Here is a 14,455-nt window from a genome sequence, read left to right on the forward strand (position 1 = left end):
GAATGATTATTTTAGAAACAGAGCGATTGTACTTAAGACCATATAGAAAGGAGGACGTACATACTCTTTTTTCTATTTTTTCAGATGCTGAAACAATGGTATATTATCCAGCACCATTTAATTTGGAACAAACTCAAAATTGGATCAAGAAAAACCAAGAACGATACGAGAAAGATGGCTTTGGATTATGGGGTGTTTGCCTGAAGGAAACCGATGAATTAATAGGGGATTGTGGACTAGTTAAACAGATAGTAGATGGAAGAATGGAAGTAGAAATCGGCTATCATATCCATAAAAAATATTGGTCAAATGGCTTCGCAACGGAAGCAGCTACAGGTTGTAAGGAATATGGCTTTAATCAATTGGGCTTGACTAAATTGATAAGTATCATTGACCCTAGAAATATTCCATCTATACGTGTAGCAGAGAAAAATGGTTTCACTAAAGAAAAAGAATCGTTTATTTTCAATAAAAATCATTGTATATATGCTGGAAAGGTTCAGTAAGTTAATAGAAGCTTAGCTGAAGAAGATAGCTAAACGAGAAGCAACGATTTTTGAGAATGAAATAAAGGAAAAACAGAAAATGCTTTGGTACTATTGTTTGCTGATTGTATTGCCCAGCAATGCAATAAAAGTTTTTAAAATATACTGAATAGGAACACAAACCCTAGTGAATAGTGGGTTTTAGTTACTTTCTGCTCTAGGCACATCAACAAGAGTATTCTATAATAAAAACCTAATATGTAGTCAGATAAAGGGGGATAGGTGGATGAAAAAATATGTAGCTTGTGTAATGGCTCTATTTAGTATGATGTGGCTTAGTGCTATACATGTACACGCAGAAAATAAGCCAATGATTCAACAAATTATGTTTGATACAGTTTTATATACCGAAGCTTCTGCAACAAGTGAACGATTAGGAGATATGGCACAAGGGAGCTATGTGTTAGCGACACCTGTTAATGTGGAATGGACCCATATTCAGACACCACAGCTTGTAGGATATGTGGCAACTGCTGCATTAAAAAACGCCTCAGCAGACATCTATGTAGTAGGGAAAAAAGGTGGTACACATGTAGTAACATATCCGAGTCCCAGTGCCCAAGTGATAGGAGAACTATATGAAAATAGTATGGCTTGGGTTTATGGCGTAGTGCCTGGTGGTTGGTCATTTGTCTACAATGGACATGCAATGGGTTATGTAGCAACAGCAAGCCTAAAAAAGCCAAGTGTGTTACAAAAACAGGTACATGTAAAAAACGGTGCAGTGCTAAGACAAACCCCAAGTCCAAGTGGTGAAACAATCGGCACAGTGCCTACAAAAACAATTGTTCAACAATATACAGTGTTAGCAGGATGGGCGTATATTGTGGCAGATGAGCAGCAGGGCTATGTGAAGGCAACGGACTTGAGTGATTTAGTAAAGCCTGACAATAAGATTTATAACAAGGGCGTAACAGCAGGCAAAGGAATGAAAAAGCGAGTGGCTTTAACATTTGATGATGGGCCAGATGCTAAAGTAACACCACAAATTTTAACCATATTAAAAAAATATAATAGTAAAGCAACCTTCTTTATGGTAGGTCGCAATGTAGCAAAAAATCCAGCACTTGTTCAGCAAATTGATGAAGCAGGTCATGAAATTGGCAACCATACGTGGAATCATTCCAAATTAACAAGCTTATCTGTTGCAAATGTGAAGCAAGAAATCGAACGCACAAGCAATGCCATTTATGAGGTAATCGGTCAATATCCAACTGTTTTCAGACCGCCGTATGGTGCGACAGATGAGCAAATTCGTGCGACATTGGTGATGCCAACAATCCTATGGTCTATTGATACACTCGATTGGAAGCACCGCAATGCAGCGAAAATTTTACATTATGTGCAAGCCTCTGTGAAGGATGGCAGTATCATTTTAATGCATGACATCCATCTATCGACAGCACAAGGCTTAGAAAATGTGATTATTTATTTGCAAAAGCAAGGCTATGAATTGGTGACGGTGAGTGAGATATTGCAATAATCAAATACCACGCAACGGAAATAGACTTGTTGCGTGGTATTTTTGTGTGAGTTTATTTTTTTACTAATTGATTTAATGCTTCATAGATAAAATAAGCACCTAATTTAACCGTTTGTCCATTGACATCAAGTAAAGGATTGACTTCACAAATATCAAAGGAATGTGCCTTTGGATGGGAGGCCACTTGGCGAATGATTGTGCGAACTGTTGTTGGATCAAGCCCAAATGGAGATGTAGCACTAACACCAGGGGCAAACGCCGCATTTAGCACATCTGTACATAATGTGAGTAGGATATAATCATGTTGGTCCATAAAGTGCTGAAGTGCTTGCATCGCTTCAGCGGTGATATTTTCCGCTAACACATATTGTACTTGTAATTCATCTGCTTTTTCAAATAATTCCTTTGTATTGCCGTAACGCTGAATGCCTAGTACAAAATAATGGGCATAAGGGTCTTGCTCTAAAATTTGACGGAACATTGTGCCTGACGAGGGTTGTTTATCATAAGACCGTAAATCGAAATGAGCGTCAATATTGACGATACCAATCGTCGCATCTTTTGGTAGAGCTGCCCGCACACCTAAATAATGTCCATATAATGTTTCATGTCCACCTCCAAGCACAATACATTTTGTCTGCTTTGTCAGCAATGTCGTCACAACCTCGCCAAGCTCTTGCTGTGCCGCCTCTAACGCATGATTTAAACAAACAATATTTCCTACATCAATGACTTGTTGCTCTTCCTCAAATGTCCATGGAAGGCTAGATAATGCTTCACGGAGTGCATTTGGCGCATGTGCCGCACCAATGCGTCCTTGATTGCGTTCGACACCCTCATCACAAATAAAGCCAACAATACCTGCGAGTAGCTGCTCTGATGGCTGTACATCGTTAATTGGTACTCTTGTTATTTTTTGGTGCAAACGAAAGCTACTTGGATTTGTTGTAGAATCAATGCGGCCTTGCCAATGTTTTGGCTCTGTCATAATATACATCGTGTTGTCTCAGCTCCAATTTTAATATGTATATGCTTACTATATAATTGAAAGCTTGTGTAGAGCAAGGGGTTAATAACAGATTATCCGACATTAAAATAAATATTTTAAATTAATATTCGCACCTAGTATTATAAAATCATCATTACTTATTCACGTAAAATAAATAAGAGGCATTGATTGTGGTATAATTAGGGAACACATTGATATGTTGGGAGATAAAAACAAAATGAAACAAAACAAATATGATGATACATTATTTTTTAATGCCTATGAACAAATGCCTCGTTCCACTGAAGGGCTGAAGGCTGCTGGAGAGTGGCATATACTGCAAACATTATTACCAGATTTAAAAGATAAGGATGTACTTGATTTAGGGTGTGGATTTGGCTGGCATTGTCGCTATGCACGTGAGCAAAATGCTCATACAGTAATAGGAGTAGATATTTCTGAAAAAATGCTACAAAGAGCACGTGAATTAACAAATGACTCTGGCATTTCCTATCAACAGCTACCAATTGAAGACATTCATTTTGCTGATCAACAGTTCGATGTTATCATTAGCTCATTGGCATTTCATTATATAGAGTCATTTGAAGTCATTTGTCGTAAAGTATATCGTGCTTTAAAGTTGGGTGGCTCGTTCGTTTTTTCAGTGGAGCATCCTATTTTTACAGCCTGCAGTAAACAGGATTGGTATTATGATGACCATGGAAACAGATTGCATTGGCCAGTCGACTATTATCAAACTGAAGGTAGACGTGAAACATCATTTTTAAACAATGATGTTATCAAATATCATCGTACAGTAGCAACTTATATGAATGCTGTTATTGAGGCAGGCTTTCAGATAAACGCAGTAAAGGAATCAACACCTTCAGATGAAATGCTACAAGCAATTGCTGAAATGCGTGATGAGCTTCGTCGACCGATGTTTTTAATGATTGCAGCAGAAAAAAGATAAATAAAAAATGACCAGTAGCTCAAAATGAGGCTGGTCATTTTTGTTTAGATAGCACGATGCAGACGAACAGCTATGATTTTAGCATAATCCACAATAATAGACATGGCTTTGTCTGCAATTTCAAGGAAATAAGCACACTGATTTTTATTATCTATATGGAGAAAATAGACATTTAGAAAGCTACTACCATTAGCTAAAAAAATATCGACAGCTGTACCAGGTTCACAACGTGTTAAAAAATAACGATTTGCTTTTGTATTTGCTGATGGTTTTGATTTTGTGTGATGAAAGTTATAAATTTTCATTATTGGTTCATCATAATCGGCAGTAGGAGACAGGCATAGACATTTACGAAATTTATAGAAATTATAAAAAACTCTGTCGGAACGCTCCAAATAGCGCTTTGACTCCATTACTTAAACACTCCCTTGTTTAGTAATAGTATTAGACTATGATGTAGAGATACTTCTGCATTGGTGAAGTGTCCAATTGTTTTTGAATAAGACTTTCAATAGTTTGAAACTATTTAAATTTTTTACCGTACATACAGTTAGATAAAGACTGGAGGAATTTTCAATTAAAAGGGAGAGGTTTGTATGATTACGTGGATTATTACAGCAGAAATTGCTTTTTGGATTGTTATTATCTTTGGATTGATTAGTCGTTATGCTTTCAAAATGCCAAAGCTTAGTATCTTTTTCTTTGCTTTAACACCTGTTATTGACCTATTACTGATTATACTGACGATAGTCGACTTAAAAAGAGGTACACCCGCTGCCATTTCACATGGGATTGCGGCTATTTATATCGGGGTTTCCATTGCCTATGGTAAAACGATGATTGCTTGGGCAGATGATAAATTCCAGCAATGGTTTTTAAAGAAGCCCAAAAAAATACGACTTACTGGCAAAGAAAAGGCTCTACATGAAATGAACATGCTTGCACGCCATATAATTGCTTTTGTCATTGGTGCTTGTGCTTTATATGGAATGGTTATTTTAGTTGGGACAAATACAGATGCAACGCCATTGCTACAGATTATGAGAATATGGGGTATTGTTTTAGTGATTGATGTCATTATTAGTTTGTCCTATGTGTTTTTTCCTAGTCGTAAATAAATTTAGTACTCATAGAAGAGAGGGGGACATCCTATTGAAGAAAAATTTTGTGATTGTATTAGCACCTGATTCATTCAAGGAAAGCATGACGGCTAAGGACGCATGCGAGGCGATGGAAAAGGGGATTAAAAAAGTAAATAAAAATATTACATGTATCCATATTCCGATGGCGGATGGTGGGGAGGGCACAATGCAATCTTTAGTGGATGCTACAGGTGGAGAGGTTTATTCTCTACCAGTAATGGGTCCTCTTGGCGATCAAGTAGAAGCGTGTTATGGCATTTTAGGTGATGGGCAAACAGGCGTAATTGAAATGGCTAGTGCCAGCGGAATTCATCTAGTAGCAACCGAAAGAAGGAATCCTTTATTGACAACAACTTTCGGTACAGGGCAGTTGATTCATGCCTGTTTAGACAAGGGGGTCAAAAAACTGCTAATTGGTATTGGTGGTAGTGCAACGAATGATGGTGGTGCGGGTGTTGTGCAGGCATTAGGTGGGAAATTATTAGATAGTTATGGCAAGGAGCTCGGCTTTGGCGGTGGCGAACTAGGTAAGCTTGCTACGATTGATTTAGCTCATTTGGATGCAAGACTGAAGGATATAACAATCGATGTTGCCTGTGATGTCAATACGCCTCTTTGCGGTAAATATGGCGCTTCCTATATGTTTGGACCACAAAAGGGAGCTACTCCACAAATGGTGACACTATTGGATGATAATTTAAGGCATTATGCAGATAGTATCAAAAGACAACTCAATAAGGATATTATCGATGTACAGGGAGCTGGCGCTGCAGGTGGTTTAGGTGCAGGATTAATGGCATTTTTAAATGGTACATTAAAAGAGGGCATTCAATTAGTCATTGACTATGTAAATTTGGAGGAGAAAATAAAAGAGGCAGATATGGTGTGGACAGGGGAAGGCAGTATTGATTGTCAAACACAGTATGGCAAAACGCCTTTTGGGGTAGCAACCATTGCGAAAAAATATCAAAAGCCTGTCATTGCTTTTGCAGGAAGAATAGGCAACGATATTGATGAACTGTATGAAAAAATCGATGCTATTTTTGGGATTATGCCAGAAGCGACAACGCTAGATAATGCTTTATTGCACGGAAAGCAAAACTTAGAAAGAACAGCAGAAAATGTGGCTCGCTTTATGAGACTCCTCTCTTAATTTTAAAATTGTACAGTAAATCTTGTTGCTAATACAGAAGTGGTTACATCGATAGAATAGCAAGAATTAAATAACAGGAGATATATAGAAAATTTAATTTGTTGAACTGTTGAACAAATAAAGTAGAAATGTGCCGAATTTCCTAGCATAATTCTAATAGACTAAGATATTGGGAGGGAGGCAGACATCTTGCTGGCATTTAAAGAGTTTCTATCAAGTTTTCTACATATAATCAGTTGGTTTATATTTGCAATAAGTGCATATTTACTCTATTGGACAATTGTAATGCCCTTAATTGCAATCATTCCTTTTCTTATTTCTTTAATTTCTGGTTTTTTATGTTACTATTGTTCAAAAAAACTTGATGAAAGTAGTAAAGACAATTAATTTTCAACTAAATGAGAGGTTATATTGAGTAAACAATAATTTGAACATGCTACATTAGAGATAGAGATTATGCTTTGGATTTTTCAGAGGCTATTGCTGAAATGTCTGTTTTGGATTTGTTAATTATGTACAAACAAAGTCATAATAGATGATTAGCGTGAGTTACTAATGAAAGCGATACAGCAAAAAGTAGGTACTGTACCCCAAATTGAAACATTTCTATACATTCCTATGGACATCAATAAAAAATAGATTGGTGAAAAATTCCACAACATACGCCTAAAACCTAATAAAAACAATCATTCTAAAATAATACTTCAATACTGACAAACGTCTACACAACAAGGTATGATAGTAACCGAGGTGAAGAATATGTTTGTAAGTGAAAAACAAATTGAAATACGTTATGCAGAGACAGACCAGATGGGTGTTGTCTACCACGCAAATTATGTCATCTGGCTAGAAATTGGGCGGACACAGTTAATCCGTGATTTAGGCTTTCAGTATGCAGCCTTAGAGCAAGAAGGCTATGTGTCACCAGTGATGGATTTATCTATTTCTTATAAGGCAGCCATGCATTATGGGCAAATAGCAACAGTAAGGACATGGATTGACAAGCATGACCGTTTGCGTACAACTTATGGCTATGAAATTTTACATGAGGATGGTACTGTCGCAGCAACGGCTCATTCTGTTCATATTTTAGCGCACAAGGATACATTGCGCCCTGTTTCTTTAAGTAAGGTAGATCCTGCTTGGGATGCGAAATATAAAGAAGTAATGAGGAGAGACGAGGCATGACATTATTTACAGGGCTTGGAGCGATTTTAGCAGCTTTAGCTGTTGTATTAGGAGCATTTGGGGCACACGCTTTAAAAGATAAATTTACAGAACCACGCTATGCCGCTATTTGGGAAACGGCTGTGCAATACCATATGTATCACGCATTGGGATTGATTGGTATAGGCATTTTAGCCAATGAAGCATTATGGGGGGCTTCTTCATTATTTGCGTGGGCAGGCTATTTGATGTTTGCAGGTATTGTCTTTTTTTCAGGTAGTTTATATGTATTAGCTGTAACAGGTATTAAAAAATTAGGAGCGATTACACCAATTGGCGGCATGCTCTTTATTGTAGCATGGGTACTAGTGGCTGTTGAGATATTACAATGACATGATATTTTGTATTGGTAGCAGCTCGTTCATTGTAGGAAGCCGATGATAGAGGATTTGTGACAATGAAAGGCAAAGAATGGAAAGCTTAATCCGAAAAAATCATGCTTTACAGAAGAAAGATGATGTAGCACTGGTTGTATATGCTGAAGCTGAAGCGCCTTTACAAATTACATATTATTCGATGGGGCAATCCACCTTATGAACTAACTTTATACATGTGTATTGTATCGATGGACAATGGAATGCTGGGCTATTCACGCATTATATTCATTCCTATATACATGTAGAGGATAGAGTAGAATTACTTGTTTTTTTGGTTGGTGAAGGGAAGTCTGCCGAAAAAGCGCATTTCTAGCAAAACAATCACCGTAACCGATATCGAAACTGTACGAGATGTAGATTACTATCGTATGCAATTCATATAAGTGGCGATAAAACCGATTGAGCATTTGACATATAGTACATTATAATGAAAATAATAATTGGTGAAAGTGGGGATTTGGTATGGGTTTATTAAAAGCAGGATATGGTGCTTTAACAGGGGTATTAGAGGATCAATGGCGTGAATATTTTTATTGTGATTCTTTGTCAGCCGATGTGCTTGTGACAAAGGGCTTAAAACGTACTTCTAAAAAGGGTACGAATAAAGGCAATGACAATATTATTAGTAATGGCTCTATTATTGCGATTAATGAAGGGCAATGTATGATGATTGTGGAGCAAGGCAAGGTCGTAGAATTTTCTGCGGAAGCTGGTGAATACGTCTATGATACATCGACAGAGCCATCTATTTTCTCTGGTGATTTAGCAAGTAGTATTAAAGAAACATTTAAGCAAATTGGCAAACGCTTTACATTTGGCGGTGAACCTGGCAAAGACCAACGTGTTTATTATTTCAATAAAAAAGAAATCGTGGGTAATAAATATGGCACACCTGCACCAATCCCATTCCGTGTCATTGATCGTAATATTGGACTAGATATTGATATTGCGATTCGTTGTCATGGTGAATATTCTTATAAAATTGTAGACCCACTATTATTCTATACAAATGTTAGTGGCAACGTGGAGCGTGAATTTACACGTGATACGATTGATAGCCAATTAAAAACAGAGCTAATGACTGCATTACAGCCTGCCTTTGCGCAAATTTCAGCGAGCGGTGTACGCTATAGTGAAATTCCTGCGCATACGATGGCCATTGCTGATGCTTTGAATAAAGTATTATCTGAAAAATGGCTGGCGACACGAGGCATTGCGGTTGTTTCTTTTGGCATTAGTTCATTAAAAGCATCTGAAGAAGATGAAGCGATGATTAAGCAGCTACAACGCAATGCCGTTATGCGTGATCCTGGTATGGCAGCAGCCCATTTAACAGGGGCACAAGCAGATGCAATGATTGCGGCGGCAAATAATGAAGGTGGCGCAATGACAGGCTTTATGGGGCTGAACATGGCGAATCAAGCAGGTGGCGTTAATGCTAGTCAATTATTCCAAATGAATGAGCAAAACAAACAAGTGCAAATGGCACAGCAAGCACCACAACAAACAGCTCCATCACCAAATACATGGAAATGTGCATGTGGTCATGACAACACAGGGAAATTCTGTGCAGAATGTGGCGCATCCAAACCTGCTGAGGAAGGCTGGACATGTGCATGTGGTGCAGTGAATAAAGGAAAGTTCTGTAGTGAATGTGGTGGGAAAAAGCCAGAGGGTGCCATGCAATATGCTTGTGATAAATGTGGATGGGAGCCTGAAAACCCAGCAACACCACCTAAATTCTGTCCTGAGTGTGGCGATGTATTCGATGCACACGATGTCAAATAGGAGGAATGCTATATGGCAACACAAGATATGGAGCATGTGGAAGAAGCCAAATTAGAATTTGATGCCGAATGTCCATCATGTAGTGCTTCGATTGAATTTAATCCAGCAAGTGGTAAATTATCTTGTCCTTATTGTGGCTATGAAACAGAAATTGCAGCACCAGAAAAAGAAGAAGACAAAGTGGCACAGGAAATGGACTTTGCTAAAGCTGAGCAACGCGGCAACTTCAACTGGGGTGTAGAGAAAAAAACAGTGATTTGTAAAGCCTGTGCAGCAGAAACGATTTATGATGCCTTACAAGTAGCAGATAGCTGTCCCTATTGTGGCTCTAACCAAGTTATGGAGGCAAGTGCTGTTAATACACTAGCACCGAATGGCGTTTGTAGCTTTGAGGTCACAGCGAAGCAAGCAGGAGCAAACTTCCAAAAGTGGATTAACGGGCGCTGGTTTACACCGAGAGCAGCGAAAAATAGTGCCAAGCCAGACGCTTTTAAAGGCGTCTATCTACCATACTGGACATTCGATACAAAAACAAGCTCGCAATATTCCGCTCGCTATGGTCGTCACCGCACTGTGACAGATAAGGATGGTAAAACACGCACAGAAACAGATTGGTATTCAACAAGTGGCTTTTATCAGGAGTTTATTGATGACCAGTTAGTTAGTGCTACAACACGCTATGATCGAAATATGATGCGTAAAATTGAACCTTTTAATTTATTGAATAATAAAGGCTATAAACCTGAATATGTCGCAGGCTTTTTATCGGAGCGTTATAGTATTGGCTTACAAGATGGTTGGAAGCAGGCACAGCAAGATATTAACAATCATTTACATGCGCAAATTACAGAGCGAATTCGCCGTGAAAAACGAGCGGATGTGGTGTCGAATTTACGCTTTTCTACGACACATGATAATATTACCTACAAATATTTGATGTTGCCGATTTGGCTTTCTTCATTCCGCTATAAAGAAAAAATTTATCGTTTTATGGTCAACGGACAAACAGGACGAGTTGGTGGAGATGCACCGATTTCGCCACTTCGTGTAACCATTGCGGTCTTATTATCATTGATGGTTATCGCCTGTGTTTGGTATTTCCTCAATACAAATTAAGAGAGCTATGGCAGTATTCCATTAAAATGGGATACTGCTTTTATCATAGCTGTCACAAAGAAAGTGGCATATAGTAAATAGAGAGGTGTCATGTGTTGCGAATTCGGGATAAACGAATTATGATACAGTTAACAGTATGTGGATGATTCCTGTATAGGAGGTTCAGCGATGGACGCGATGGAAGTATTAACAAATTTAGATCAAATACATGGGTATTTTCAACCCATTTTTAGTGCAGATGCGCACACAGTGATTGGCTATGAGGTATCTGGACGATTGCAAATGGGTGAGCAACAAATCCATTTAGACGATTTTTTAAATAATGAGGATATTCCAGAAGAGTATCGCATTGATATGGAACATAAAATTTTACATGCGACATTAGCACAAGTCAGCCAAATTGTTTCCGATGTAGATATTTATATTCCAAGTAATCCAAATCTATTGATGCAAGACTTTGGAGAGAGTCATTTCACGATTATTCAACATTATATTCCAGAGAAGCATTTGAGCCGTGTTGTATTGGTCATTGCTGAGCATCATTTTAGGGGTGATGTTGACCGCTTACATCATGCACTGCGCTATTTTACAACTTTTGGAGTGAAGGTGGCATTACAGGGGGTTGGAGCGGAAAGTCATTTAGAGCGTATTGCCTTATTAGAGCCGCAAATTTTAAAGGTCAATATCCATGAGCTCAACTATAACTCTTGGTCAGCACAAGCAGATATGATTTCCGCCATTGGTAGTCTAGCCCATAAAATCGGGGCAAATCTTTTATTTGAAGGCATTGAAACAGTCTATCAATTGCAATTTGCATGGAAAAATGGTGGACGTTTTTATCAAGGTCCCTATTTAGCGAATACGAATCAAGCATTTATTGAAAAAGATATTTTGAAAGAACGTTTTAAGGAAGAATGCCAGAAATTCATTGTCTCTGAAAAGAAAATGCTAGAGGCACAATATATGGAATTGAAAAAATTACGTGAAAAGCTAGAAAACAAGATTCAGCGAGTAAAACCATCGAGTGATGATTTGTCCAATTTACTGCAGCTGGCACAGCAATTGGAAGACTGCTCATTCCGCCTCTATATTTGTAATGAGGATGGTTTCCAGCTAACACCCAATATTATGCGTAAAGACAATCGATGGGAATTACAGCCTCAAGCAATTAATAAAAACTGGAGCTGGCGTCCATATTTCCTGCAAACGATTATAAAAATGCGTAACGACCAAAGTGGTGAAATTTCAGAACTGTATCGAGATATTGAAACAGGAGAAATTACACGCACCTTCTCGACCGCAATCAATGAGCACGAATACTTGTTTATTGACTTATCATATGACTATTTGTATGAGCATGGTATTTTTAGATAATCGGACAAATGCTTATATATCAAGGGTTGTGGGGTATAAATGATACTTGTACCCCAAATTTATTTAAACTTAATTGAAGGAGTGTTTTCGATTCTCATCAGTAAGAGAGTGAGCATATGCCCTCGTTACCATTTCCGGTGTATCGCCAATGAATTTTGTATCAATTAAAAGGTCCATTATTCTATAAAATATAAAATGTTCGGGATTGCAAAGGATACGTCAATAGGCGTGTCCTTTTTACATTGAATTTGTTCCTGTTATAGAGGTGCTTTGCAGATTCCATCAAATAGAGAATGATGTTAGAAAAAAAGTTGAAAGGGTTACCATGAGAAGCGTAACCCTTAATAATGGTTAGAAGGGAAAGGGATATCATTCTAAATAGTAGAAGTGAGAGTATTAAACTTGTAGGACACGACAATAGATAATGTTTAGTAGAAACTCGCCATTAGAGTCATTGCTATAGTATTAAGGTTGAGGTATACTAATTTTCCTTCTATACAATATGAATGGCTGCTAATAGGAAGTGCGATAACTATCTATCAAGAAAAAATGACTCTGACAATGAAGTGATATTATTTATAGACAGCAACTGATGCTTTTAGCTTAATACAAGAAAGATGCGCCAACAATAATCAGAAGAATAAATAGTACAACAATTAGCACGAATGATGAACCGCTGTAGCCATTGTTATTATTACCATAGTATCCCATAGAATATCCCTCCTTTCTACAATCTATAATATGTATAGCAGTGGAAAGTTAAAGGGTATTCATCTTAAATAACAAGATTTTGTATAAGGCGACATTCTCAAAAATAAAAAATCCAGGTACATTCGCCATGTACCCAGATTTTTAACGAAGCATTCTTTTAATTTGTTTAATTTCTAATGCTAGTGCATCAATTTGCTTCTGTAAATTTAACATATCGCGTTGATTATTTTCTTCGTCTTGCTGTACCTCCTCTAAAGCCATGACGGCTGCTATCGTTGCAATCGCATCACCAAGTGTTGTCAAAGCAGTACCAATCACGGCTAACTTGGCCGCTTGATTTTCTGGTTTTGGTTGCCCCATCCAATCCCCCTCCATACTATAGCATCATATGCCATAAATGGTAGATGGGTGCTTAACGTTTAGCCAAAAATGGTGGAATGGACCAATATGTTCCCATTCGCCATAGCCATTCCATTGGACCGAAACGGCAATAGGTGAGCCACAGCTTACTAAAGAGCAATTGGACGATATAAATACCGATACAAATCCATAATGTATGAATGTATGCAGTCGTATTCATGAGGTCGAATTGATGGCCAATTAATAAAATAAGTGCGGTCTGTCCTAAATAATTAGTTAACGCCATTTGCCCATATGCTTGTAACGGTGAAAGAGCGATTTTGACAAACGGGTACTGCAGCAATAACATAAGCAAACCTACATAAAATGCTGACACAAAAGGACTGATTTGTAAGCCAATTAAGCTGAATTGCTGAACATTGGTCACATGTTGAGCTAACGCTTGCTCAGATAGCTCATTAAATTGAACATTCCCTTCTGGCACGTACTGCCATTGATAGAGCAAACCTACAATACTTATGCCAAACATCACAATAGTGAATTGCCTAATTTTTTGACGATGTTCTGCTATTTTTTCAAAAATGTGATACTGTCCAGCCGTTAAGCCTAGTAAGATGAGCGGTAGGGGCATGGCAGCTTTTATACCGAAGTAAGCAGTTAAAGCTAATAAAATCAAACTGATCACTAAATTGATTTCTTTTCGTACTTTGTAAAAAGGCAATGCGAATAAGCCATAGATTGCATAAAATTTTAAGGCTTCCCCTGAATTGAAGAAAGTGTGTATAATCCCCATCACGAGTAAAAGCATTAAGCGATTAGTGAATAATAAATAGGCTCGCTTTTGTTGGGCTTTTGCACGAGAGATAAAAATATAAAAGCCTACACCAAATAAAAAAGAAAAAATCGTGAAAAATTTCCCCTCCACAAAAAGCAATAAAAAGTGATGATATATAATATCTGTCGATGTTTTTGGTATATCGAGCCTCAATAGATCGGGAATATTGACAAGAATAATCCCAAGTAATGCGAATCCCCTCAAATAATCCAATACATCAATGCGTTGATTGTTTTCAATTGGTTGCAACACGAATCTCCTCCTTAACAAATTAAGTATACAGAAGTTACATAGGACAAAAACATTACAAATTTGTTATGTTCTATTTAGTTCAGTAAATATTTTCTTGTAAATTGTAGGCTAAAATCCATATTATCCATGAT

16 protein-coding genes are annotated in these 14,455 nt (G+C 37.7%); 11 read left to right on the forward strand and 5 right to left on the reverse strand.

Annotation, left to right across the window (positions count from 1 at the left end):
* The first annotated feature begins 2 nt into the window (after positions 1-2).
* Positions 3-506, forward strand: a complete 504-nt coding sequence (locus tag OPF91_RS10585; RefSeq protein ID WP_264988719.1) for a GNAT family N-acetyltransferase — start codon at positions 3-5, stop codon at positions 504-506.
* 265 nt (positions 507-771) lie between these two features.
* Positions 772-2,028 carry a polysaccharide deacetylase family protein gene (locus OPF91_RS10590; protein WP_264988720.1) on the forward strand — a complete coding sequence of 419 codons (1,257 nt, stop codon included), beginning with the start codon at positions 772-774 and terminating at the stop codon, positions 2,026-2,028.
* A 52-nt stretch (positions 2,029-2,080) separates the two neighbouring features.
* Here the strand turns inward: OPF91_RS10590 and hutG are convergent, their stop codons facing one another.
* Complete coding sequence (gene hutG, locus OPF91_RS10595; protein WP_264988721.1) at positions 2,081-3,025, reverse strand: formimidoylglutamase; 945 nt, start codon at positions 3,023-3,025, stop codon at positions 2,081-2,083.
* Positions 3,026-3,254: 229 nt separating this feature from the next.
* Between hutG and OPF91_RS10600 the strand changes: the two genes are divergently transcribed.
* Positions 3,255-3,989, forward strand: a complete 735-nt coding sequence (locus OPF91_RS10600; protein ID WP_264988722.1) for a class I SAM-dependent methyltransferase — start codon at positions 3,255-3,257, stop codon at positions 3,987-3,989.
* A 44-nt stretch (positions 3,990-4,033) separates the two neighbouring features.
* On the opposite strand, the gene OPF91_RS10605 is transcribed toward OPF91_RS10600, so the two are convergent.
* Positions 4,034-4,402 carry a hypothetical protein gene (locus tag OPF91_RS10605; protein WP_264988723.1) on the reverse strand — a complete coding sequence of 123 codons (369 nt, stop codon included), beginning with the start codon at positions 4,400-4,402 and terminating at the stop codon, positions 4,034-4,036.
* A gap of 183 nt (positions 4,403-4,585) precedes the next feature.
* Between OPF91_RS10605 and OPF91_RS10610 the strand changes: the two genes are divergently transcribed.
* From OPF91_RS10610 to OPF91_RS10645, 8 genes are all read left to right on the forward strand, one after another.
* Positions 4,586-5,107: a hypothetical protein gene (locus OPF91_RS10610; protein WP_264988724.1), complete on the forward strand. Its 522-nt coding sequence runs from the start codon at positions 4,586-4,588 to the stop codon at positions 5,105-5,107.
* Between the two features lie 34 nt (positions 5,108-5,141).
* Entirely contained in the window at positions 5,142-6,284 is a 1,143-nt protein-coding gene (locus tag OPF91_RS10615; RefSeq protein WP_264988725.1) for a glycerate kinase family protein, read from the forward strand.
* Between the two features lie 759 nt (positions 6,285-7,043).
* Entirely contained in the window at positions 7,044-7,472 is a 429-nt protein-coding gene (locus OPF91_RS10620; protein ID WP_264988726.1) for an acyl-CoA thioesterase, read from the forward strand.
* Positions 7,469-7,843, forward strand: a complete 375-nt coding sequence (locus OPF91_RS10625) for a DUF423 domain-containing protein (RefSeq protein WP_264988727.1) — start codon at positions 7,469-7,471, stop codon at positions 7,841-7,843. Before OPF91_RS10620 ends, OPF91_RS10625 begins: the two co-directional genes overlap by 4 nt.
* A 79-nt stretch (positions 7,844-7,922) precedes the next feature.
* Positions 7,923-8,048, forward strand: coding sequence for a hypothetical protein (locus OPF91_RS10630; RefSeq protein WP_264988728.1), 126 nt, complete (start codon positions 7,923-7,925; stop codon positions 8,046-8,048).
* 302 nt (positions 8,049-8,350) lie between these two features.
* On the forward strand, positions 8,351-9,676 hold the full coding sequence (locus tag OPF91_RS10635; protein ID WP_264988729.1) for an SPFH domain-containing protein: 1,326 nt from the start codon (positions 8,351-8,353) through the stop codon (positions 9,674-9,676).
* A 12-nt stretch (positions 9,677-9,688) separates the two neighbouring features.
* A complete protein-coding gene (locus OPF91_RS10640; RefSeq protein WP_264988730.1) occupies positions 9,689-10,792 on the forward strand; it encodes a TFIIB-type zinc ribbon-containing protein in 1,104 nt (367 codons plus the stop codon).
* Positions 10,793-10,960: 168 nt separating this feature from the next.
* A complete protein-coding gene (locus OPF91_RS10645; RefSeq protein WP_264988731.1) occupies positions 10,961-12,166 on the forward strand; it encodes an EAL domain-containing protein in 1,206 nt (401 codons plus the stop codon).
* A 603-nt stretch (positions 12,167-12,769) separates the two neighbouring features.
* On the opposite strand, the gene OPF91_RS10650 is transcribed toward OPF91_RS10645, so the two are convergent.
* From OPF91_RS10650 to OPF91_RS10660, 3 genes are all read right to left on the reverse strand, one after another.
* On the reverse strand, positions 12,770-12,877 hold the full coding sequence (locus OPF91_RS10650) for a YjcZ family sporulation protein (protein ID WP_264988732.1): 108 nt from the start codon (positions 12,875-12,877) through the stop codon (positions 12,770-12,772).
* Positions 12,878-13,018: 141 nt separating this feature from the next.
* Positions 13,019-13,237, reverse strand: coding sequence for a hypothetical protein (locus OPF91_RS10655; protein WP_264988733.1), 219 nt, complete (start codon positions 13,235-13,237; stop codon positions 13,019-13,021).
* Positions 13,238-13,289: 52 nt separating this feature from the next.
* Positions 13,290-14,321, reverse strand: a complete 1,032-nt coding sequence (locus tag OPF91_RS10660; RefSeq protein ID WP_264988734.1) for a DUF418 domain-containing protein — start codon at positions 14,319-14,321, stop codon at positions 13,290-13,292.
* Positions 14,322-14,455: the final 134 nt, after the last annotated feature.

The organism is Lysinibacillus piscis (assembly GCF_026012395.1).
Taxonomy (GTDB): Bacteria; Bacillota; Bacilli; order Bacillales_A; family Planococcaceae; genus Lysinibacillus; species Lysinibacillus piscis.